16 protein-coding genes are annotated in these 23,997 nt (G+C 33.8%); 10 read left to right on the top strand and 6 right to left on the bottom strand.

The window, feature by feature from the left end; all coding sequences use genetic code 11:
• Positions 1 to 59: 59 nt before the first annotated feature.
• The 5 genes from ACFSC2_RS15785 to ACFSC2_RS15765 form a co-directional block, all read right to left on the bottom strand.
• Complete coding sequence (locus ACFSC2_RS15785; protein WP_379814417.1) at positions 60 to 695, bottom strand: DUF4230 domain-containing protein; 636 nt, start codon at positions 693 to 695, stop codon at positions 60 to 62.
• A gap of 205 nt (positions 696 to 900) precedes the next feature.
• Complete coding sequence (tamL, locus tag ACFSC2_RS15780; protein ID WP_379814418.1) at positions 901 to 3,219, bottom strand: translocation and assembly module lipoprotein TamL; 2,319 nt, start codon at positions 3,217 to 3,219, stop codon at positions 901 to 903.
• Positions 3,203 to 8,314, bottom strand: a complete 5,112-nt coding sequence (locus ACFSC2_RS15775; protein WP_379814419.1) for a translocation/assembly module TamB domain-containing protein — start codon at positions 8,312 to 8,314, stop codon at positions 3,203 to 3,205. Before ACFSC2_RS15775 ends, tamL begins: the two co-directional genes overlap by 17 nt.
• A gap of 224 nt (positions 8,315 to 8,538) precedes the next feature.
• Complete coding sequence (locus tag ACFSC2_RS15770) at positions 8,539 to 9,495, bottom strand: GSCFA domain-containing protein (RefSeq protein WP_379814420.1); 957 nt, start codon at positions 9,493 to 9,495, stop codon at positions 8,539 to 8,541.
• A gap of 89 nt (positions 9,496 to 9,584) precedes the next feature.
• On the bottom strand, positions 9,585 to 10,325 hold the full coding sequence (locus tag ACFSC2_RS15765) for a hypothetical protein (protein WP_379814421.1): 741 nt from the start codon (positions 10,323 to 10,325) through the stop codon (positions 9,585 to 9,587).
• Between the two features lie 261 nt (positions 10,326 to 10,586).
• Between ACFSC2_RS15765 and ACFSC2_RS15760 the strand changes: the two genes are divergently transcribed.
• Positions 10,587 to 12,332 (top strand): ABC transporter ATP-binding protein, encoded by a 1,746-nt coding sequence (locus ACFSC2_RS15760; protein ID WP_379814422.1) that lies wholly within the window; start codon positions 10,587 to 10,589, stop codon positions 12,330 to 12,332.
• 304 nt (positions 12,333 to 12,636) lie between these two features.
• On the opposite strand, the gene alaS is transcribed toward ACFSC2_RS15760, so the two are convergent.
• Positions 12,637 to 15,273, bottom strand: coding sequence for an alanine--tRNA ligase (gene alaS / locus ACFSC2_RS15755; protein ID WP_379814423.1), 2,637 nt, complete (start codon positions 15,271 to 15,273; stop codon positions 12,637 to 12,639).
• 279 nt (positions 15,274 to 15,552) lie between these two features.
• On the opposite strand from alaS, the gene ACFSC2_RS15750 reads away from it, so the two are divergent.
• The 9 genes from ACFSC2_RS15750 (at position 15,553) to ACFSC2_RS15710 (ending at position 23,874) form a co-directional block, all read left to right on the top strand.
• Positions 15,553 to 16,530 carry a peptidoglycan DD-metalloendopeptidase family protein gene (locus ACFSC2_RS15750; protein WP_379814424.1) on the top strand — a complete coding sequence of 326 codons (978 nt, stop codon included), beginning with the start codon at positions 15,553 to 15,555 and terminating at the stop codon, positions 16,528 to 16,530.
• 49 nt (positions 16,531 to 16,579) lie between these two features.
• Entirely contained in the window at positions 16,580 to 16,912 is a 333-nt protein-coding gene (locus ACFSC2_RS15745; RefSeq protein ID WP_091492704.1) for a MerR family transcriptional regulator, read from the top strand.
• A 33-nt stretch (positions 16,913 to 16,945) separates the two neighbouring features.
• Complete coding sequence (locus ACFSC2_RS15740; protein WP_379814425.1) at positions 16,946 to 17,530, top strand: LemA family protein; 585 nt, start codon at positions 16,946 to 16,948, stop codon at positions 17,528 to 17,530.
• Between the two features lie 61 nt (positions 17,531 to 17,591).
• Positions 17,592 to 18,029, top strand: coding sequence for a TPM domain-containing protein (locus ACFSC2_RS15735; protein ID WP_379814426.1), 438 nt, complete (start codon positions 17,592 to 17,594; stop codon positions 18,027 to 18,029).
• 3 nt (positions 18,030 to 18,032) lie between these two features.
• The gene (locus ACFSC2_RS15730) at positions 18,033 to 18,857 is read left to right on the top strand and encodes a TPM domain-containing protein (RefSeq protein WP_379814427.1); all 825 of its coding nucleotides are present in this window, start codon (positions 18,033 to 18,035) and stop codon (positions 18,855 to 18,857) included.
• Positions 18,858 to 19,022: 165 nt separating this feature from the next.
• Complete coding sequence (locus ACFSC2_RS15725) at positions 19,023 to 19,436, top strand: RrF2 family transcriptional regulator (protein ID WP_379814428.1); 414 nt, start codon at positions 19,023 to 19,025, stop codon at positions 19,434 to 19,436.
• 247 nt (positions 19,437 to 19,683) lie between these two features.
• Positions 19,684 to 22,245 (top strand): TonB-dependent receptor, encoded by a 2,562-nt coding sequence (locus ACFSC2_RS15720; RefSeq protein WP_379814429.1) that lies wholly within the window; start codon positions 19,684 to 19,686, stop codon positions 22,243 to 22,245.
• 197 nt (positions 22,246 to 22,442) lie between these two features.
• Positions 22,443 to 23,000 (top strand): hypothetical protein, encoded by a 558-nt coding sequence (locus tag ACFSC2_RS15715; protein WP_379814430.1) that lies wholly within the window; start codon positions 22,443 to 22,445, stop codon positions 22,998 to 23,000.
• A gap of 133 nt (positions 23,001 to 23,133) precedes the next feature.
• Positions 23,134 to 23,874, top strand: a complete 741-nt coding sequence (locus ACFSC2_RS15710; RefSeq protein ID WP_379814431.1) for a DUF2490 domain-containing protein — start codon at positions 23,134 to 23,136, stop codon at positions 23,872 to 23,874.
• Positions 23,875 to 23,997 lie beyond the last annotated feature (123 nt).

Below are 23,997 nucleotides of genomic sequence, written 5' to 3'. Positions count from 1 at the left end.
CGCAAAGCAAACTTATTGAGAAAAAACTTTGCGACTCTGCGTCTTTGCGAGATTCTTTTTTAGAGTTTTGAATTTAAATCCTGACCAAACTCTGTTTCGGATTCAATAGTTTTTCCGTTATACTGCAATTTCCAGCCCATTGAATTGGTTAAAATTAGGATTTTAGACAATTCGCTGATTAAACGATTTTGAGCATTCGTTTTAAGTGAAGATTTTTCGATTTTCTTAGCCAGATTGGCTTTTACCGATTTGTTGATTTTATTATAATCGTCTCCTGTAAATGGGTTGAGTTTACTTTGTTCTACATCATAAAACTTAATATCAGGATTGATTTTAATTTCTTCTTTCGGAATATTTAGAATTGTAATGGTTTTGTTTTTTTCATCAATATCATACTTCATCTGATGCAAATCATACGCGACTGTAACATCTGCATTGACCACAATTAAGGCTTTCTTTTCAAAGGAAAGCATATCAAGAAAATACTTTTGCTGGTTTTTATAAGTCACGACTTCAGAGAAATGTCCTTCGGTAACAACCAATTTTCCAACATTAAGAATCTGCTGCTGAATCAGATTGGTGTTATACTCCATTCCAGAATCGTCGTCTTTTTTGAATTGGCAGTATTTAAAAGCCAAAACAATGAGTACAACAATTACCGTGATTCCTAAAATTCTCTTGATCAAGTTTTGCATTCGAATAAAATATTTTAGACCAATTTACTTCTTTTTTTTAGTTTTTTTCGCCACAAATTTCACTAATTACACTAATTTCTTGGAGCGTTTAGATTTTAATTTTTTCGAATTTTAATTTGTGAAATTGAAAAACACAAAAGAGAAATTTGTGCTAATTCGTGAATTGCTTCGCCTGTTCGCTATCGCTCGAGTCGTGGCTAAAAAATTAAAAAGGATATCCAATTGCGATATTCAAAATCAGATTGTCTTTTCTCCATGAACCGCTTCCAAAATTAATATCATCTATAATCCATCTTTGTCCGTCTGGAAGCGAAGGATTTCTAAGCGGAATTGCTAAATCTGTTCTTAAAACCAAGAACGATAAATCGAAACGCAAACCAACTCCCGCTCCAACGGCAATTTCTTTCATAAAATCTTTTGAGATTTCTGCTCCAGGTTTGTCGGGATCGGCATGTAAAAGCCAAATATTTCCTGCATCAAAAAACACCGCGCCTCTCACAATACTAAACAATTTTGCACGATATTCTGTATTGAATTCTAACTTCAAATCTGCCGATTGATCGGGCGTATAATTGATATTTGTAGATGGCGGAATAACGTAACTTCCCGGTCCTAAAGTTCTCGCTCTAAAGGCGCGAATACTATTGGTTCCTCCAACAACAAATTGTTTAGATGTTGGCAGTGTTCTTGAGTTTCCGTACGCAAATCCTGCCCCTACAATTAGTCGGCTGGCTAATTCGCTTTCTTTTCCAAGTTTTAAATAATGTCTGAAATCGGTTTTGATTTTAACGTATTGACTAAACGGAACATCAAATATTGTTTTAACATTATTTGGATAATCTGCCCCACTGGCCAAACCTGTAATATTCCCAGCCAAATCCAATTCGCCATTAAAATAGATCGTATTTTTTCGGCGCTTCTGCATGGTATTCGTATAGGTATAATTATATGTTGGTCCAAAAATCAATTGCTTTTCAATTACTTTTTCTAAGGCTGGATCAGCTTGAATATCAGCTAAATATTCGGGCGTTACATGATTCGGACTTACATATGTTACATCAATTATATTTAATTGATGTTCTTTTCGAAGGTTTTCTTTCCACAAATAACCAAACGAAGTATTAAAAGAATTCAGTGCATATAATTGCGTTCTTTTCTGGTATTCGTAACGAAGTGTCGCTTTAGTTCTTGGTACAAATTCGCTGTTTCCTTCAATACGGAAAAAAGGCACAATAAATCTCGGCCAAGTCAAACTGACTTCTCCTCCGATTTTATAAATATTTTTTCCTTTATTAGGGCCACCCAGCTGAAAATCGGCACCGCCAAATACAGAAGCTGTAAACAATTCTGCGCCTCTAAAAAAGTTTCGATTATTCCAATTCAGATTGATTTCTGTTCCTGTATAACTTGCTGAATTCGTTTTCCCTAAAACCTCAACTCGAATGAATTTCTTTGGCAGAAGCGTTAAATAATAATAAGAATCCAAAGCATTGTCAATACTGTCAGAAGGTTTAAATTCGTTTTTAACAAAGCTGAAAGTTCCGAGATTTACAAATCGGTTCAAGGTTAAATTATGATCTTTTCTGTTGTATAAATCGCCTTTTTTAAAGTAAATCGTGCGGTCAAAAACTCTTGGTTTAAAAGTATCCGCGGTATCAATTATTGTAAAATCTTTGTATTGCAGAATATCTTTTTTTCTGTAAACCATTGTATCGTTTGCCAGCGAATAATTTGGATACACAAAAATATTATTGATTGTGTAAGCTCTCAGCGCCTTTGCCGGTGTTTCGTTTTTGATTACAATTTTAATTTTCACCTCATGATCGCCTTTACTGCTGTCCACCTGCGCCAACAGATAATCGGGATTAAAATAGTAATATCCTTTTTCTTTTAATCTCGCATCAATACGTTCCCTTTCGGCTTTTATCAAATCCAGATCGTATGGTTTTCCAACTTTCAAAAGACTTCTTCGGCTTGAACGACCTATTATTTTTGACATTTTAAGCGAATCATCTGGAAAAGTCACGCTTTTGATGATGTATTGTTTTCTTGGCGTTACGATATATTCTGCCGTAGCTCTTTTGTTTCGAACAGTAGAATCGGCGCTGACACGGGTTTTAAAATAGCCTTTGTTTTCGGTATAATTTCGTAAAACGGAAGAATTGTAATCTAAATCTACTTTACTGAAAAGTACAGGTTCTTCTCCCACTTTATTTTTAAGCCAATATCTAAATCCTTTTTGTTTTTTAGGTTCTCCAGCAATATTATAAAACCATAATTTCGGACGTAAACCTAAAATTGATTTGTTCGGTTTTGGTCGTAACAAACCTTCCAGTTCTGTTTCCAGCGCTTTTCTGTCTTTCTTTTTAATAACCGAATCTTTAACCTTTACAGAACCTCCCACATACAAAAAATCGCCTTCTGGAAGGTATTTCGTATTACTGCATCCTAAAACAAAAAACAAGGAAAACAGTGCCACACACTTTGTAAAACGGCTTGTTGTATGATTATGTTTTTTGCTCATTTCCTTCAATTTTATTTTCTTCCTGATTTTCCTGCAGTTTCTCCTTTTCCTTCTGTTCCTTTTTTTTCTGCTTTTCTTTCTCTTTACGGATTTTTTCTTCTCTAATAATTTCTTTTTCAGCTTCAGTACGATGAAAAAGCTCTCTAAATTTATTGTAACTCATCGTAATAATAAAAGCTACACCAGTTTCTACAACCTGACCTTCGACTGCAACTTGATACTGATTTTTTCTATAAGCGCGAACCATATAACGTCCGTCTTTTGTAAGTTGATAATCTAATGCAACATCGCCGGCAATGTTTGTACTTTCTTCGTTGGCACGTTCTTGACCTTCAACACCAAAACTACTTCCTACCGTAACTTTTAATCTGTCATCGAGTAATCTTTTAGAAACAGCTACGTTCAAATCGGTACGATTTTCTCTAGCTCCAGTTGTGTAATCTTCTGTGGATTCTAAATCAAAATTCACTTCAAAACCAGTAATTAATTCGCCTGCCAGATTATTTAATTGCTGCGAAAGAATTTTACTCACACTCTGTCTTGCCAGCGTTTCTGCACTTGTACCGCCGCTTTCACTCGCAAACGGATTTTCACCCACAAAACGATTCAATAATAACAGCGCAAAAACCTGTTTATTTAATTCTGCTGGATCTTGTTCCAGCTGTTTTAATTTGTTTTGTGTCGTTTCTACAACATTTGACGAAACATCATAATTACCATCTGGGAGTTCAATTCCAAACGAAATTTCAGGTTTCATCAATTCCCCATTCATTTTAAGCAGCGTATTAAAAGGAAGTTTTTGTTTATACGTGTTTCGCACTGCCTGATCCATTGTAGACAATTGATTTCCTAATAAATCTATCGGCGCTGCATTGGCTTTATAAATGGCTGTAATATTTACATTTGCCATTGTCGGTTCACCATTCCAAGTAATATAACTGCCTTTTTGAAGTTCGAATTTTCTTTTGATTCCGTTAAAATTCATTTCGTAGGCACCTTCGCTGAACTCATATTTACCCGTTAAAGTCGTTTTTCCAGACTGATCGATTCCACCGACTAATTCTGCTTCTCCTTTTAGTTTTAAATAATCTCCATTTCCTTTATCGATAATCAAATTCAGTTCGGCTTCTTTATCGATTGTAATAGCGACATTGACGTTCATGCCTTTTAGCTCCGATTGATTAAGCTGATTTTGCATTTCAACCGTTTGTTTCAGATACATATTATCTTCATCAACAAATTCTACAATTCCTTCACGATCTGCAATTGACGGATCGGATTGCGGTAAAACAACTGAAAATTTAGTTTCTTTATTGATTTTAATCGTACCGTCAATAACTGGTGCGTCTAGGTTTCCTTTGATGTTTAATTTGGTATCTAAAAACAAATCGCCGTAGAACAAATCGTTATCTGCAGCTTTCGAATTTATGGCTCTAAAATCATTCGCAGCAACCAATAAATTGAAATTATACGCTTTAAAATCAGGTGTTTTAATATCTCCGTCTACAAACAATTCATTATCATTTTCGTCTAAAAGCGAGAATTTATCAAATGAAATGGTTCCGTTATTAATGGCAATTTTTTCCTGTTTAACTTTAAAATAAGAGTTCAATTGCGTCACTCTAAAACCAGCATCATTAAAATTTAATTCACCGTTAACCTGAGGCGCAGACGTACTTCCTGTAACTTTAAAATTCCCCGATAAATAACCAGTTCCTTCTTTGATATTATCCATACTAAAACCTTGAATACTTTTGATATTCAGCTTATTGATATTCAAATCCAAATCAAAAGTTCCGGCGTCTAGTTGATAATCTCCAGTTAATTTTAGATCGTTTCCTTCATCACTTAAAGCCACATTTGCAGCAAGTGTATTCGCAGTTTTATTGTCAACTTTTACTTCTAAATCGCCTACTTTTTCGCCTTTAAAAGTAAAATCATCAATTTTCAAATCGGATGTAAAAGTTGGACTTGTCATAACGTTTTCAACAACCGCCGAACCGTTTATTAAACCTTGCATTAGTTTCTCGTCTTTTTTGACGATGTTCATAATGGTTTCGATATTGAAGTTTACAAACTCCACTTTAAGCGGAGCGTTATTTTCACTTCCTTCCGATTGTATCTTTAATTGATTTCCGGCATTGTCCAAATAAAACTTATTGATGTAAAGTCGTTTATCTCCAAATTCAATTGAATTTTCGGGATCAATGCTCCATTTATCATAATTCAGTACAAACGATTCTGCATCAATTTTAAAGATGTTTTTCGCGTTTTCATGATTCAGATTTCCAGCAATATAATATTGCTGTTTTTCTTTCGCATCCTTTACCTCAAGCGCATAAGTCAAAATATTATTCTGCACATTTCCTGAAAGACTTGTAAACGGAATTCTCAAAGAACCGCTTTCGATTCCTGCCACAGAAACTAAATATTCCAGCGCATTTTCTTTCGCTTCGATATTAATTCTGGCATCCGAAATCGTATTTTCAGCATAAACAATTCTCGGAATCGTTCCTTTTACCGCTAACGAATCGGTTTGATTGTTATAATTTCCTGTAATTGCAAAAGGTTCTAAACCGGTAAGTTTTGGCAACAATTTAAATAAAATCGGATCGTTATCCACTTTCAGCGTAAATGCCAAACGCTGCTCGTCTGCTTCTGCATTTACCTTTGGATTCTGAAGATCAATATATTTGGATAAAGAGTTTTGAATTGAATTGGCTAAAGTCGTCAGTTTGTATTTTCCGACCACTTCTGCTTTTAAAAATTGAGATGAAATTTTAATCGAATTGCTGTCTTTATCTGCGAAAGCAAAAACTCGAATCGAATCTAGAACAATTGGCTCAGCATCTTTTAAAATCTGAATGTTTGAAAGAAATACTTTTCCGTTCAAGAAATCCGGATTACTGTTGGCTATGTCGGCATCTACATTTCCACGCAATTTCATTGGTCCGGCATGCAGATTCAATTTTTCTAAATCAGCAATATCCAAATTCAGTTTTAATTTTACAGACGGATATTTATCTTTTGTGTCACCACTTGCAGTTAATTCAAAATTCAGATTCGGGTCTTTCATTCCCGATTGTACTGCAAAAGAACCGTTTTCTATATTTCCTTTTAATGCTAAATCTTTGTACGTATATCTATTAAAAACAGCTTTCTTTACCAAACCATCAATCGCAGCATTTGCCGTTTTTGGGTCTAATCCTGTTCCTTTTACTTTCGCTTTAAGCGTAATTTTTCCGATCGAATCATTTTTGATTAATCTTCCTAAATCAAAATCTAATAAATAAACCGTGGCGTCGTATTTCTCTTTATTTTTAATTCGCTGATCAAAAAGTGCGTCTACTTTTGCATTTCCAAAACTGCTGTTTAAAGCCAGCTTCGTATTAAAATTCTGAATCGAACCTTTAAACTTTCCTGTCAAACTAATTTGTGACGGAATCTGAATATTCTTCGGAATTGTTCCCGCCGGCACAAACGAATTTATATCTTTTGAAGTGCTTGAAAGTTTTTTAATATCTAAATCAAAATACGATTTTTGAGCATCAGGCAATCCTTTGATTTTCCCCGAAAGGGAAACTTTAGTGGTGCCGATGCCGCTCATTTCAAACTGCGCAATATTCAAATCTTTTACTTTTCCGTTTACCCTGGCATTCAAACTCAAAACGGCATTTGGATTACTTTTAAACGGATTTTGCTTTTGCAGATCAGGAACAAATAGCAAAATGTCTTTAAAACCAACTTTAGATTGTTTTAAATTGGCATCCAGACTCAAATTACCCAAATCTTTTTTCAATGCTTTAAGAGAAGCGTATTGTACAACAATTTTATCCTGAACAAGCGTCTGCGGTGTTCTTAAATAAAGATTGTCCAAAGAAGCATTTTTTGGACCGTAAAAGAAATCGGTTTTTAGCGATTGAATCTGTAAACCGCTTTTATCATTTACCGTTAAGGTTTTGATATTTCCCGAAATCGTATCGCTTGAGTAATACAATTTCTCGGCTTCAAAGTTGAATTTACTTAAATCCATGTGCGCGTAATCGATTCCTTTTGCAACAGGTTTCGACTGCATATCATCAAATTTAAAAGCAATATTTTCTAAATCAACTTGATTTAATTTTACTTTCCAGCCTGCTTGTTTTATGGCTGTAGTGTCGAGGTTTGGTGCTTGGATTTGCTTATCTTTTGCACCCAGACGTAAATTTCCTTTAAGATTTTTAACTTCAAAAGTATCAAAATCCAAAAGCTGTTTTGTAAGATCGATTTCATTTACTGCTAAATTTAAGTTTCCTAATTTTATTCCAGAATCGAGTCTAGAATCTTTATTATCGTACGCGATATCAATTTTTGACAACGCAATTTTGCCAAGTTTCAGTTTAAAGTCTGGTCGTTTTGAAACTGTATCGACCGTTTTTATAGAAACCTCAGCTATTTTCTCCACAACATCTTGATTCAAAACCACTTTTAATCCGTTTAAATCAATATTCGGAATATCAAAGTCCATTCCATCCAAATCAAATTTGTTGAATTTAGTATCAAAATGAGTCAGCTTTACGCGAACATCATTTTTAGAATAATCATCTTTAAAATTGAAATTGATTTTATCAAGATTGACTTTTACAACGGAAATTTTAAAAGGTTTGCTGTCGGGATCTTCGACTTTTGGTTCTTTCGATTCAAAAGCTTTTATGATATAATCAAAATTGAAGACTCCATCTTTGTTTCGAGAAATATTGGCAGTTGTATTTTCTAGTGAAACTGAATTAATTTCGAGTTCGCTGCTTACGAGTTTGAAAAGATCAACATCAACTTCTAATCGTTTACCTGCCAGCAAAGTATCTTTTTTCTGGTCTTCAAAATAAAAACCTTCCAGCACTACATCTTTTGGAAATTTGATTAATATTTTGTCTAATGAAACTTTGGTTTTTATCTTTTTATGAAGATACGAAATGGCTTTATCCTTAGCAAAATTCTGGATTGACGGAATTTGAATTAAAATGGTAAGAAGAAGTAAAAGTGCAATTATAGAAACGACGCACCAAAGAAGTACCCGTAATGTTTTTTTTAGAAAATGAGTCGTTTTCTTATTCATACGTCAATAAAATACAAGATTAAATTGCTTCTGAAAAAAGCAGAGTTATACATTTTACAAAAATGTAAAATTTAAATCTTAACAATTTACATAATTTCAGGCGATTATTCTAAAATTTTACGAACAAATAGATGTTTTCTTACTTTTTATTTTTTGAGAGGCAAAGTCGCAGGGGGACAGAGGTGCAAAGTTTTTCTCTCTTTATTTTATTGACTATATGCCGATTAGAATTTTATATGGGGCATTTTTTCTCCTAATGAAGTGATTTTCTGCTGGAGATTGGACAAAAACTTTTGATGCTGTTCTGATTCGGGATTGAAACTGCGATGACGCAGGCTTTTCTGGATTTCATCTACTTCTTTCATTATCGGAAAACTGCTTTCTGAAATATAATTTTCGCTAAAAACTTTCCAGATATAGTCAATCGCAATTTGGTTTGGATGCAGCATATCTTCGTTATAAAATCTATAATCGCGAAGTTCGTCCATCATGATTTCATACGACGGGAAATATTCCAATTTTTGATTGTCGATTTTAGATTTTAGATTAGAATGTAAAGCTGTAAATAAATGCGATTTGCTTAATTGATTTTCAACAAAACCATCTTTAATGTGACGTACGGGAGAAATCGTAAAAATGAAATTGATGTTTGGATTTAAAGTCTGAATGAAATCAATTGTGTTTTGAATACTTTTCTGCAACATTTCTGCCGATAACAATTCTTTTAAAAATTGCTTTTGAGGCACTTTATGACAGTTAGCCACAATTTCGTCAATTTCTAAACTTCTGTAAATCCAAGAAGTTCCATATGTAATAATGATATGGGTTGCTTCTTTTAATTGTTTATGCGTTTCCTGAACGGCTTTATTTAAAGATTCTAAAAGTTCTTGACGATCTGCATTGCTTAAATCTGAATGAACTTCAAAACTATGCCAGCGTTCATTGTGAAAAAACACATCTTTCTCTTGATAAAATTCCAGATGAATTACTCTATGAATAATCTTCTCAATCGACACGGGATTAAAAATTATTCCAAACGGATTGGTTTCGTTTTGAAATTTAAAATAATCAAATTTCTCCGCCATATTTTCTGCAAAACAAGACCCAATAGAAAGTATTTTCGAATTATAATCGATTGGAGTATTACTTTTTTGAATTGGGATTTGGGTTCTGAATTGCATGATTTATCTTTTATACAAATTTCGATTATTTTTAGACACAAAAAAAGCCAGAACGAATAGTTCTGGCTCATTGATAATTGTATTCTTTTTTAATAGAAAAACTCAGTAGTTGCGATTTCTCCTTCTTCGCTTTCTACACATTTTGTTGGGTAATTAGCAGCATTATAAGTAAAAACGTAAGTAGCCATTATTTCGTCAGAACCTAAATCTTTTTCAGAAACAATGTTATGTACGACTCCATCAGCATCACTATCCTCAAAAGCAAGCTTATCCATTCCTAAAACATTTTTCATGGGATTGAATTTATCATCATGAGTAAAACTCTTATCTGGACTGTAGTCTGATGTTATTTTTACTATTTCTCCGTTAGTAAAAAAGACCTTAGATTCTCCATTAAAAGAAGTTTGTGTTTTATCATCTCCTATGTAATTTTTTGCAGAAACAGATCCGTCGCTGTTGTAAGTGTAAACTGTTTTAGAGCCCAACTTATCTGTAGGTTCAGATCGAACAAAAACAGAAAGTTTTTTGTTTGCATCATAAGTATAAGTATTTACCTGCTCAAGAGTCCCATTAGGAAGTTTAAATTCGATTTTGGTAATTAAATCGTCTGTGTAAGTATAATAAAGTCCTACGTCTCCAGAATCATCAACCATACTGACAATTTTATTTCCGTTATAGGTATAAGTTGTGGTGATTTTTTCACCATCAGAATCGGTCAAAATTGTTTTTTTCAATAAAACAGTATCAGTTGATTCAGAAGAAGAATCATCACTTGAACAAGAGGTTAATGACATCGTCAAAACTCCAAAAAGAAGTAAAAATTTTTTCATTTTTTATAGGTTAAATTTGTTACAACAAACGTAATACAACCAAAAACGAAAACCTTACGGGATTCCACATTACAAAGAATAATTTTCTTTTTTTTTTAAATACCTAAATCTTAAAAAACATCTTTCATAGAAAAACAAAAAAACACCAACTTTTACTGGAACTTAACAGCGTTAAAAAATTACATTTTTAATAACAAAAAACATAAACACAAACTAAAACAATTGCTTACTTTTGCATCTTCCATTTTTTTTAAATCTTATATGAAATTATTATATACCTACATTATCAAACATAAAATGTTATTGTTTTTTGCTTTGATTATGGCTACCATCAACATTTGTTTTAGCTTATCAGATTCTGTAATTACAGGAAAATTAATGCAGGATTGCGGGGTTGGTCTCGCAAAATACAAAGGAAACGAAATGGGTTTTATCAGATCATTGGCTTTCTGGCTTGGGCTTTCGCTTGGTGCTGCAATGATTTCGAGAATTACCAAAAACTTCCAAGATTATTTCACAAACGTTGTAATTCAACGTACAGGAGCGCAGATGTACACAGACGGAATCAAAAAATCTCTTGATCTTCCGTATGCCGAATTTGAAGACCAGCGAAGTGGTGAAACTTTAAGTAAATTGACAAAAGTTAGAATTGATTCTGAGAAATTAATTACGCTTTCGATTTCTTTGATTTTTCAAACCATAATCGGATTCATTTTCGTTATCGTTTACGTTGCCCGAATTGATTTTAGAATTTCTATTATCTTCTTAATTACAGCTCCAATTATCGCTTTGGTGAGTTTGTATTTAGGAAAGAAAATCAAAATCGTTTCTCGAAAAATTGTAAATCAAACCAATGCTCTTGCGGGTTCTACAACCGAAAGTTTACGAAATATCGAATTGGTGAAAAGTCTTGGTCTGACGTATCAAGAAGAAAAACGTCTGAATCTGAACACTTTCAAAATTCTACAATTAGAATTAGAAAAAATCCGTTTCATTAGAAGTTTAAGTTTTATTCAAGGGACAACAGTTCATTTTTTAAGAACCTGCGTTGTTTTTGCTTTGTATTATTTCTTGTTTGGCGGAAAAATTATTGTCGGCGATTTATTGACAATGGTATTCTTCACTTTCTTCATTTTTGGACCTTTACAGGAATTAGGAAACTTTATTATTGCTTTGAATGAAACGAAAGTTTCGATGGAAAATTTCAAAAACTTATTGAATGCTCCAAAAGAATTTCGTCCGAAAACACCAAAACATGTTGGGGCAATTCAGAAACTGCTTTTTGAAAATGTTAGTTTTCAACATAGAACAGCAAAATTCAAAGCAGTAGAAAATATTAATTTCGAAATTAAACAAGGACAAACTGTCGCCTTTGTCGGACCTTCTGGATCCGGAAAAACTACTTTGGTCAAACTTTTAGTTGGTTTATATACACCAGCCGAAGGGGAAATTCTATATAATGATATTGACTCTACCGAAATTGATTTACTAGATTTAAGAAAACAACTCGGATTTGTAACGCAGGATGCACAATTATTCTCGGGAACTATTCGCGAAAATTTATTGTTTGTGAAGCCAAATGCAACCGATGAAGAATTATACGACGCCTTAAAACGTGCTAGTTGCGATAAACTTTTAAAACGTGCTGAAGATGGTCTAAACACTACAATCGGTGAAGGCGGAATTAAAGTTTCGGGCGGTGAAAAACAGCGTTTGTCTATCGCTAGAGCTATTTTAAGAAATCCGAATTTATTGATTTTCGATGAAGCAACTTCTGCTCTAGATTCTATTACTGAGGAAGAAATCAACGACACCATCAGAAATATTTCAGATAAAAACAGAATCACAGTTTTAATTGCTCACCGTTTATCTACCGTTATGCATGCTGATAGAATCTTTGTTTTAGAACAAGGAAAAATCATCGAACAAGGAAAACACGAGGATTTAATTGTTGAAAGAGGATTGTATTACGCAATGTGGCGCCAGCAGATTGGGGAGAGAAAGTAATCTGAGTTACTAAGATGTTAAGGAGCTAAGCTTCTAAGTTTTTCTTCCGAACACTATTGATATTTAACCCGACAGGTTTTAAAAACCTGTCGGGTTTTGTTTTTAATGAAAATGAATTGCCTCCAGCTTTAGCTGGGGGATTTAAAATCAGATCAAGTAAAGGCTTTAGCCGAAATATTTGGCTAAAGCCTTTAAAATTGTCATAAAAAAACCTCCAGCTAAAGCTGGAGGCAATTCATATTTAAAAATAGATCTTGTCTATGTATTTTTTATTCTTTTATTCTGCAACAGAAAACTTAGAAGCTTACTTCACAAAATCAATTGCTTTAGAAAGCGCCTCCGCAATTCCAGAAGCATTTTTACCTTTTCCAGAAGCGAAGAAAGGTTGTCCTCCTCCATTTCCATCAATGTATTTTCCTAATTCTTTAATAACTGCGTTAGCATTTAAGCCTTTTTCTGCTGCTAATTCTTTTGTGATATAACAGTGAATATTTGGCAATCCGTCTTCAATAGAAGCCAAGAAAACAAAAGCATTTGGTTTAGAACTTCCAATTGCCTGTGCTAATTCTTTAGTCGAAGCCATGCTTAAATCTACTTGTTTGGCAAGGAAATTTACACCGTTTACTTCTTGGAAATCATTTTCTAAAACTGTTTTTAAAGCGTTTACTTTTTCTTTTAATAATTGCTCAACTTGTTTTTTCAATTTAGCATTATCATCTTGAAGAGAAGCAACCGATTTTAAAATATCCTGCGGATTCTTAAGCGTTTCTTTTATCTCTGCTAAGGTATTTTCCTGATTTACATAGAAATTCTTCACTGCTTCACCAGTAATTGCTTCAATACGACGAATTCCAGCTGCAACAGCACCTTCAGAAATAATTTTGAAATGCCAGATATCAGCTGTATTCTTCACGTGAATACCTCCACACAATTCTTTACTGTCTCCAAACTCGATCATACGAACAGTATCACCGTATTTTTCGCCGAATAAAGCCATTGCGCCTTTATCTAAAGCTTCTTTGATCGGAATATTTCTGTGTTCTACCAACTGTAACTGCGCTTCAATTTGAGCATTTACAGAAGCTTCAACTTGTTTAATTTCTTCATCAGAAACTTTGCTGAAATGCGAAAAGTCAAAACGCAAGTAATTTGGATTTACCAACGAACCTTTTTGCTCAACATGCGTTCCTAAAATGTTTCTCAAAGCCAAATGCATCAAATGCGTAGCCGAGTGATTCTTAGAAGTTGATGTTCTTAAATCTGTATTTACTTTTGCTGCAAAGCCTGCTTCTACATTTTCTGGAAGCTGTTTTGCAAAATGCAAGATTAAGTTGTTTTCTTTTTTCGTATCGATAATTTCGATTGTTTCGTTTGCAGAAACAAGTGTTCCTTTATCTCCAACTTGACCTCCTCCTTCTGGATAAAACGGCGTGTTGTCTAAAACGATTTGGTACAAAATACCATCTTTTTTAGAATCCACTTTTCTGATACGAGTTATTTTTACTTCGTTTTCTGTTTTATCATAACCAACGAATGTTTCCACATTTCCAGGAATCAAAACATTCCAGTCTTCTGTAGAAACTTCAGAAGCAGCGCGAGAACGTGCTTTTTGTTTTTGTAATTCAGACTCAAATTCTTCTTCATTATAAGAGAATCCTTTTTCTTTCAGAATCAAAGCCGTTAAATCTTTTGGAAAACCAAAAGTATCGTACAATTCAAAAACTTTAGCTCCAGAAACCTCTTTTCCAGAAGTTTCACTTACAACATTTTCTAACAACTGCAATCCTTGATCAAGCGTTCTTAAGAAAGAAGCTTCTTCTTCACGAATTACATTCGTTACCAATTGCTGCTGTGATTTGATTTCTGGGAAAAATTCTCCCATTTGGTTTGCTAAAACCTCAACCAATTTATTGATAAAAGGCTCTTTTGTACCTAAAAATGTAAATCCGTAACGAATTGCACGACGCAAAATTCTACGAATTACATAACCTGCACCAGTGTTAGATGGCAATTGTCCGTCTGCAATTGCAAACGCCACTGCACGAACGTGATCTACAACAACACGAATTGCGATGTTTGTTTTATTTTGTTCTTCGCTGATGTTTTTAACTTCATCAGACGTATATTTTAAGCCTGTAATCTGCTCTACTTTTTCAATAAGCGGGGTAAATACATCTGTATCGTAATTTGATGTTTTTCCTTGTAAAGCCATACATAAACGCTCAAATCCCATTCCGGTATCAACGTGCTGTGCTGGAAGTTTTTCTAGAGAACCATCTGCTTTACGGTTGAATTCCATAAATACGTTATTCCAGATTTCAACCACTTGCGGGTGATCGTTATTTACAAGACTTTTTCCTGTAACCAAAGCTTTTTCAGCTTCTGGACGTAAATCAACATGAATCTCAGAACAAGGTCCGCAAGGTCCTTGATCGCCCATTTCCCAGAAATTATCTTTTTTATTTCCAAGAATAATTCTGTCTTCGTCGATTAATGTTTTCCAAATATCCCAAGCTTCTTGATCAAACGGAACATTATCTTCTTTGCTTCCTTCAAAAACAGAAACATAAAGATTCTCTTTTGGAATTTTATAAACTTCTGTCAATAACTGCCAAGCCCAGTTGATTGCTTCTTTTTTGAAATAATCACCAAAAGACCAGTTTCCTAACATCTCAAACATTGTATGGTGATATGTATCAAAACCTACATCTTCAAGATCGTTATGTTTTCCTGAAACACGAAGACATTTTTGCGTATCGGCTATTCTTGGACTTTTTGGTGTTCCGTTTCCTAAGAAAAATTCTTTAAACTGGGCCATTCCCGAGTTGTTGAACATCAAAGTTGGATCATCTTTAAGCACAATAGGAGCCGACGGAACGATTAAGTGTCCGTTGCTTTTAAAAAAATCTAAAAATTGTTTACGTACGTCTTGTGATTTCATATTTAAATTAGAAAATGTGTCTGTTTAAAATGTGTTAATTTGATAATGTGACAATTAGATAATTAGTTCATTCGATGATGCGTTTATTTTAAAATTGAAATTAAAAAACTTATAGTTTAAAACAATAAATTCCCTATTTTGCGCATTATATAATTATGTAATTCCCCCAAATTATCAAATTATTTTGTTCTTGTAAAAAAGCCGTCAACAATTGAAACATTTAGCAATTTTGTTCGACTAATTGATTTTATAAGCTGCAAAAATAGCGTATTTTAAAATATGGCGAAAGTAAAATATTATTACGACTCAGAAAATCTGGCTTATACGAAAATAAAAACCAGAAAAAGAATAAAAATCGGTTACGCATTACTGTTTTTAGTGGCCTCAGCTCTGTTCGGATTTTTAGTTTTCGTTTTATTAATTAACACTCCTTATTTTGAAACGCCAAAAGATCGACTGCAGGCACGTGAAATTGAAAATTTAAAACTCCAATATTCGATTTTAAACAAAAAATTAGATGAAATTGATGAAGCTGCAGAAGCTTTAGAAGAAAGAGATAATAACATTTACCGAGTATATTTTAATAAATCCGAAATTCCAGATTCTATTAGAAAAGCGGGTTTTAGAGATCCAAATCGATATAAAAAACTGGAAGGTTATAATAATTCGCAATTGGTTACAAACGCAACTAAAAGAGTTGATAAACTTTCTAAGGAACTCGCAATTCAATCAAAATCATTGGATGAAATTTTAAAATTAGCTGGAGCAAAACAAAATTTATTATTAGCCATTCCGGCGATTCAGCCTGTGCAGAATGAAAATTTAAAACGTGTGGCTTCTGGATTTGGATACAGAATTGATCCTTTCACGAAAGTGCGAAAAATGCATAACGGAATGGATTTTACTGCGAATACTGGATCACCAATTTACGCTACAGGAGACGGAGTAGTCGAAAGAGCAGATAATACGGCATCTGGTTATGGAAATCATGTTGTGATCAGGCATGGTTTTGGATACGAAAGTTTGTACGCCCATATGAGTAAATACAACTGCCGTCCGGGACAACGCGTAAAACGCGGTGATGTGATTGGATATGTGGGAAGCACAGGAAGATCTGAAGGCCCGCATTGTCATTACGAAGTTCATAAAGACGGAAAAGTCGTGAATCCTTTAAACTTTTACTACGGAAATATTTCGGCAGTAGAATATGTGGCGATTTCGCAAATGGCTAATCAAGAAAATCAATCATTAGATTAGTATTGTTAAAAAAATAGTATTTTTGAAATAAAATAGAAAAAAACAAATCATGCATATTGAACTTTCTAAAGACAAAAGATATTACAGCATTGGCGAAGTAGCCAAAGCTTTTAATGTCAATGCTTCTTTGATACGATTTTGGGACAGCGAATTTGATATTCTAAAACCTAAAAAAAATGCAAAAGGCAATAGAATGTTCACGCCAGAAGATATTACCAATTTACAGCTGATTTATCATTTGGTAAAAGAAAGAGGTTTTACGCTCGAAGGTGCCAAAATTCACTTGAAAGAAGGCCAGAAAAAAACGTTAGATAAATTCGAAATTATACGTAAATTAGAATCCATAAAAACACAATTAAACGACATCAAAAACGAATTGTAATTAAAAATTGAAATAAACTTAAATTAAACTAATATGAAAAAATGGTTAATACCTGTAGGAATTATTGTTGCATTGATCGCGATAATTGCTTTTTGGTCAATTGGAATTAAAAACACTGCGCTACAACACAGTCAAGCAGTAAACAAAGAATGGGGAAATGTTCAAACGGCTTACCAAAGACGTAATGACCTTATCGGAAACTTAGTAAACACTGTAAAAGGTGCTGCAGATTTTGAAAAAGGAACTTTAACAGCTGTTATCGAAGCTCGTGCAAAAGCAACTTCTGTAACAATTGACCCAAGTAATGTAACTCCAGAACAATTGGCACAATTTAACCAAGCACAGAGCGGCGTAACTTCTTCTTTATCAAAATTATTGGTTTCTGTTGAGCAGTATCCAACGTTAAAAGCAAACGAAAACTTCTTGAAGTTACAAGATGAATTGGCAAGTACAGAAAACCAAATTCTTACTGCAAGAACGCGTTTTAACGAGTCTGTTCAGGTTTACAACGGTTATGTTTTAAAGATTCCTAATAATTGGTTCTTGAGCGAATACAAAGAAAAACCATACTTTGAAGCATCTACTGGAGCAGATAAACCAGTTGAAGTAAAATTCTAAGAAAGTTTTTAGACAAAACAATCTAAATCTAAAATCTACAATCTAAACTCTAAAATTAGTCATGTCACAAGTAGAAGATTTTTTAACGAAAGAAGAAGAACAAGAAATTGTTGAAGCAATTCGTGTAGCTGAAGAAAATACTTCTGGCGAAATTAGAGTACATATAGAAAAAACAACTTCTAAAGCTCATTATGATCGAGCTTTAGAAGTTTTTCATGAATTGCGAATGGATGAAACACGTCTTAAAAATGGAGTATTACTCTATTTTGCAGTTGATGACAAAAACTTTGTGATTTGCGGTGACAAAGGAATTAATGATTTGGTTTCTGATGATTTTTGGGATTGTACCAAAGATGTTATGATCAACCATTTTAAATCGGGAAATTTTAAACAAGGAATTGTTGATGGCATTTTAAACGCCGGCGAACAATTAAAAAAATATTTCCCTTCATCTGAAGATGATGTAAACGAATTATCTAATGAAATCTCTAAAGGATAACAAATGAAACTTTCCACTATTACAACTTTAAATTCTAAAGGAATCTTTCAATTATCCTTTTTCTTAATCGCTTTTTTTACTTTCTCAAGTGTTTTTGCACAATTTGACATTCCCGAGAAACCAAGTTTTCAAACTTCGGTTTATGACTACGCGAATGTTTTAAGTGCTTCTGAAAAAACACAATTAGAAGAAAAACTAGTTCGTTATTCTGATTCTACCTCAACCCAAATTGTCGTTATTACGATAGAAAGCCTAAAAGGAGAAGATATCGGAATTCTGACACCAAAATGGGCTCATACATGGGGAATTGGACAAGCAAAAGAAGATAACGGGGTTTTGATTTTATTGGCTAAAACCGAAAGAAAGATCTGGATTTCGCCAGGTTATGGATTAGAAGACAGATTAACTGCGGGAATTGGCGGTGAAATTACCCGAAATATTATTATTCCTGAGTTTAAAGCAGGAAGCTATTACCGAGGTTTAGACAAAGGTGCTGACGCCTTATTTGACGTTTTTAAAGGAAAATATAAAGGCGAGCGCAAAAAAAGCAGTAAAGGACAAAGTTTTCCAATCCTTCCTTTTATCGTAATTGTGGTAATTATCCTGATTTTACTTTCTAGAAACAAACGTGGCGGCGGTAATTCTGGAAACAGCGGTGGCGGCGGACCAAGTCTTCTTGATGTCATTATTTTAAGTAATCTCGGAAGAAGTGGCGGCGGAGGCGGTTTCGGAGGCTTTGGCGGCGGATCATCTGGCGGTGGCGGTGGCTTCGGCGGTGGATTTGGCGGAGGCGGATTCTCTGGCGGTGGTTCTGGAGGAAGCTGGTAATGTTTTTTGTTTCAGGTTTCATGTTTCATGTTTTACGTTTCATGTTTCAGGTTCAATGTTTCAGGTTCAATGTTTCATGTTGGCTTCACACTGATTTTAGTTTGTGCTTATTTTAGCTTAAATTTGTCGTTCATAATTAACAATTTATAATTCATAATTTAATAGATGTTATCACATAAAGCAAAATATGCCCTTAAGGCCTTACTTTATTTAGCAGAACAAGAGGAAAATCACATTTCTAGAACTGTAGAAATTGCTGATGGAGCCAATATTCCTAAAAAGTTTTTAGAACAGATTTTATTAGATCTAAAAAGAGGACGTTTTGTGAGCAGTAAGCAGGGAAAATTTGGCGGTTATTATCTGATAAAATCTAAAAATGACATTACTTTAGCCGAAATTCACCGATTATTTGACGGCGCAATTGCACTTTTACCTTGTGCATCTTTAAATTTTTACGAGCCTTGCTCCGATTGCAAAACCGAAGACGAATGCAGTCTGCGTCACGGTTTAATGCTTATTAGAGACAAAACTTTAAAGGCTATGGAAGGCATCACAATCGCCTCATTAGTAAAAAAATAAAAAAATATTTTCTATATCCTAGTAAATCGATAGAATTTATATTATATATTTGCCAAAAATAATTAACTAATCATTTACAAAATTTTAACTCATGAAACTACATTCAAGTCAATCTGGTGTAAAAAGTCTTTTGCAAAATTATAATACTGAATTCACAACTGTGAAATCTGCTTCATTGATGATGTGTATGTGTTGGTAAAAAAAATTTAATTTTAAATTCTACTAATCACATATACTTAATATAAAAATGAAAACATCTATAAAAAATATCTTTACAATACTTGCAGTTTTAACATTCTCAATCTCATTCGCACAAAACATTGATGGAGTTGTAACCAATGATCAAAATATTCCTTTAGAAGCTGCTAACGTGGTTATTAAAGGAACTACTTTAAGTACTATAACAAATTCTGAAGGACGATTCTCTATCGAATCTAAAGGAAAATTACCTGTAACAATTTTAATTCAATATATCGGATATAAAACAGCAGAACTAGAACTTACTGCTATTCCTGTTTCTCCGATTAACATAACTTTACATGAAGAAAACCAGCTTGTTGAAGTTGTAGTTTCTTCAAGAAGAAGAATCGAAAAAGCACAAGATGTGCCTATTGCGGTTTCTGTTGTTACGGGAAAACAAGCAGAACAAGCAGGAGCTTTTAACGTAAATCGTATTAAAGAATTGGTTCCTTCTGTACAATTATATTCTTCTAACCCAAGAAATACCGGAATCAACATTAGAAGTTTGGGTTCTCCATTCGGATTAACAAATGATGGAATCGATCCTGGAGTTGGTTTTTATGTTGATGGAGTGTATTACGCTCGTCCGGCTGCGACAACTTTAGATTTTATTGATGTAGAACAAATTGAGGTTTTACGTGGTCCGCAAGGTTCTTTATTCGGAAAAAACACTACTTCTGGAGCTTTCAATATTACTTCTCGTAAGCCAAGCTTTACGCCAGGTGCCGATTTTGAAGTTAGTTACGGAAACTATGCTTTTTTACAAGCCAAAGCTTCTATAACTGGAGCATTAGGTAAAAAAGTAGCAGGTCGTATCTCTTTCTCTGGAACACAGCGTGACGGATTAATTGATAATGTTGCTACAGGAAGAGCTACAAATACTTTAAACAATCAAGGTTTTAGAGGACAATTATTATGGACTCCAACTGAAAACACTAATATCATTCTTGCCGGAGATTTGACAACACAACGTCCTGATGGATATGCACAGGTTATAGCTGGTGTTGCTCCTACTAAAAGAGCCGCTTATCGTCAATTTGATGCTATTATTGCTGATTTAAACTATCAGTTGCCAAGCCAGAATGCTTTTGATCGTAAAATTGATCAGGATACACCATGGCGTTCTAATCAGGATTTAGGAGGGGTTTCTTTAAACATTGATACTAAAATTGGCTCTGGAACTTTAACCTCAACAACTGCATGGCGTTTTTGGAACTGGGATCCGTCAAACGACAGGGATTTTACAGGATTACAGGTTTTAGCTAAATCTCAAAACCCAACAAGACAAACACAAATTACACAAGAAGTTCGTTACGCTGGACAATTAACATCAAGAATCAGCGGTGTTGGAGGGGTTTTCTTTATTGATCAAACTTCTCAAACTGATGGTACTGAAGAATCTGGAAATGCACAATGGAGATTTTCTCAAAGTTCTACAAGCGCGTTATGGAAAACTCCAGGTTTATTTGAAGGATACGGAATTAAAACAGATGCAAGAATTAGAGCTTCGAGTGCAGCAGTATTTGGTCAAATCGATTGGGCTGTAACAGATCGTTTCCATATTTTACCAGGTTTGAGATACAACTTTGATAAAAAAGATGCACATTATTCTCGTACAACTTATGGAGGTCTTCAAACTACTGATCCAGCGTTATTAGCATTAAAAAAACAAGTCTATTCAGATCAGGCATTTGATTCTAGTACTGATAATACCGATTTCTCTGGAAACATAACACTTACTTACAAAGCAACTGATAAAATCAATGTTTATGGAACTTATGCGAAGAGCTATAAGCCAGTTGGAGTAAACGTAGCTGGGCTTCCGACAAATTCGTCAGGACAGCCAATGACTGAGCTTGCTGTAATCAAGCCAGAAAAAGTAAATCATTTTGAAGTTGGTGTAAAAACGTCTCCATTCAAAAACTCTATCTTCAACCTAACTGCTTTTAATACAGAGATAAAAGATTTCCAAACAAACGTTCAGGCTGCAGAACCAGGAGTAAATCGTGGTTATCTAGCCAATGCAGATAAAGTTAGAGTAAGAGGTGTAGAATTGGATGCAAGCTTTTTTATCAATTCACATTTAACAATTAATGGTGCTGCTACTTATACAGATGGCAAATATGTAAAATTTACAAATGCACCGCTTCCACTAGAAGACACAGGACTTACTGTTAATGGAGTTCAAGTAGCTTTTAAAGATGTGTCTGGAACTGATTTGCCGGGCGCTTCTAGATGGGCTGGTTCTCTTGGTGGTGAACTTTCGGATAATGCAAAATTCTTTGGTAATGCTGGAAAAATCTTCTTTGCTGCTGATGGATACGCTCGTTCAGAATTTTCTTCAAGCCCTTCGGCTTCTAAATATTTGGTTGTTCAAGGTTATGCCATCTTTAATGCTCGTTTAGGTTTCCGTGCTTCGCAAGGTTTGTCTATTCAGATTTGGGGACGTAACTTGTTGAACAAAGATTACTACGAGCAATTATTGCCAGCGGGTGGTAACGCGGGACAATATGCTGGGGTTATTGGTGATCAAAGAACTTACGGGGTTACTTTTAAGTATTCGCTGTAAGCGGTTAGTTAGTTTTAGTCTTAAAAACAGGAGATGTATTTAAAAGTACATCTCCTGTTTTTGTTTTTACCCTCTTTTCTAAATGTCTTATTATGCTACTAAAAAATCCTTTAAGGACTTTTTTTTCATATATAATTACTGAAGTTTACCAAACATCAATATAGCTGCAGATGTTTATGTGCTAAAAAAGAAGATAAATGAAAAGTGAATTGAATAGTTATTATAATTTTACAGCAACAGGAAATAAGATTTCGTATGATCCTTATTGGTATGCACAATCCTACATTTTTGCAAGTTCAGTATTAGGAATTATGATACTAACTGTTGGAATTATTTTGATCATTTATAATAATCATTTAATGGGATTATTTTTTTCTGTTTTGACAAGCGTTCTTTTAGTCGCTAACAGTTTGTATCGTTTATTAATTAGAAACAAAACGACTTTAATATTTGACAAAAAAAACAATAGTTTTTATAAGATTACACCTCTTGGCAAAAAGGATATAACCGCTCTGAATTCTGTTCAAAATGTTATTTCAAAATCCAGATCGCACAGTTTTGGTTACTTTTTGACGGTTAAAACTCGAAAATCTGAAAAGATAATTGCGATAAGTTCTTCTATAAAAAGCAGTAATCAAGACAATCCGGAAGTTCGGTTTTTTCAAATGGAAATAATCCCTCAAATCGAATCATTTCTGCAGATTGATAAAAATACAATGATGTTATTTGATTCTGAAGAATGCGTATCTATTTAAAAAAGAGAATGATTTGATTTTCTTCATTTCAAAAACAATCACAAAATCTACTGAAAAAGCCCATTAAAAAAACAGATTCTCACTCAATTCATATAGGCTGTTTTCTATATATTCGCAGCCTGAATTATAACAATTGAAAAAATCTTTTAGATTATTTTTTATTTTTATCTGTCTGAGCCAGATTTCTTTCGGTCAGAACCAAAGAAAAATCGACCAGCAGACTTTGACTTGGATTCGATACTACAATATTTTTCCATTGAGCGAAAAATGGGCCATTCATTCGGAATTTGATAATCGAAGTTTCGTCAATCCAATTCATGAAAATCTTTTCGTTATCAGATCACAAGCCCGATACAGAGCCAATAAAATGATCGATCTCGGCGCCGGATTTGCTTATTTTAATGTCAATACTCAAAACCCAAATGCCGATCCCGATTATTCGGTTCCAGAATATCGCCCGCAGCAGGACATTACTTTTATAAATGATATTGCTAAGGTTACTTTTCATAATCGTTTTCAGCTTGAAGAGCGTTTCATTCAAAAAGCAGATAAAGACGGACTCTTAGACGAATTCTCATTTGCGTATAGATTTCGTTACCGTTTACAATCTCAATTCACTCTTTGGGAAAAAGAAAAACAAAGCATAAAAGGAACTATTTCTGACGAAGTTTTATTTAATTATGGAAAAGACAACCGCAGAAATACTTTCGATCAAAACAGGATTTATTTCGCTTTGCGCTATCATTTCAATCCAAATCTCGGTTTAGAATTAGGTTACTTGAAAAACTTTCAAAGACGTTCCAGCGGTGTAGATTTTTACGATCGTGATATTATTCGTTTTACGGTTTATCATAGAATTAATCGGAGATTTTAGATTTTAGATTTTAGATTTTAGATTTTAGATTTTAGATTTTAGATTTTAGATTTTAGATTTTAGATTTTAGATTTTAGATTTTAGATTTTAGATTTTAGATTTTAGATTTTAGATTTTAGATTT

Source organism: Flavobacterium artemisiae (assembly GCF_042678225.1).
Taxonomy (GTDB): domain Bacteria; phylum Bacteroidota; class Bacteroidia; order Flavobacteriales; family Flavobacteriaceae; genus Flavobacterium; species Flavobacterium artemisiae.
This window is presented reverse-complemented; position numbering and strand designations above follow the sequence as displayed.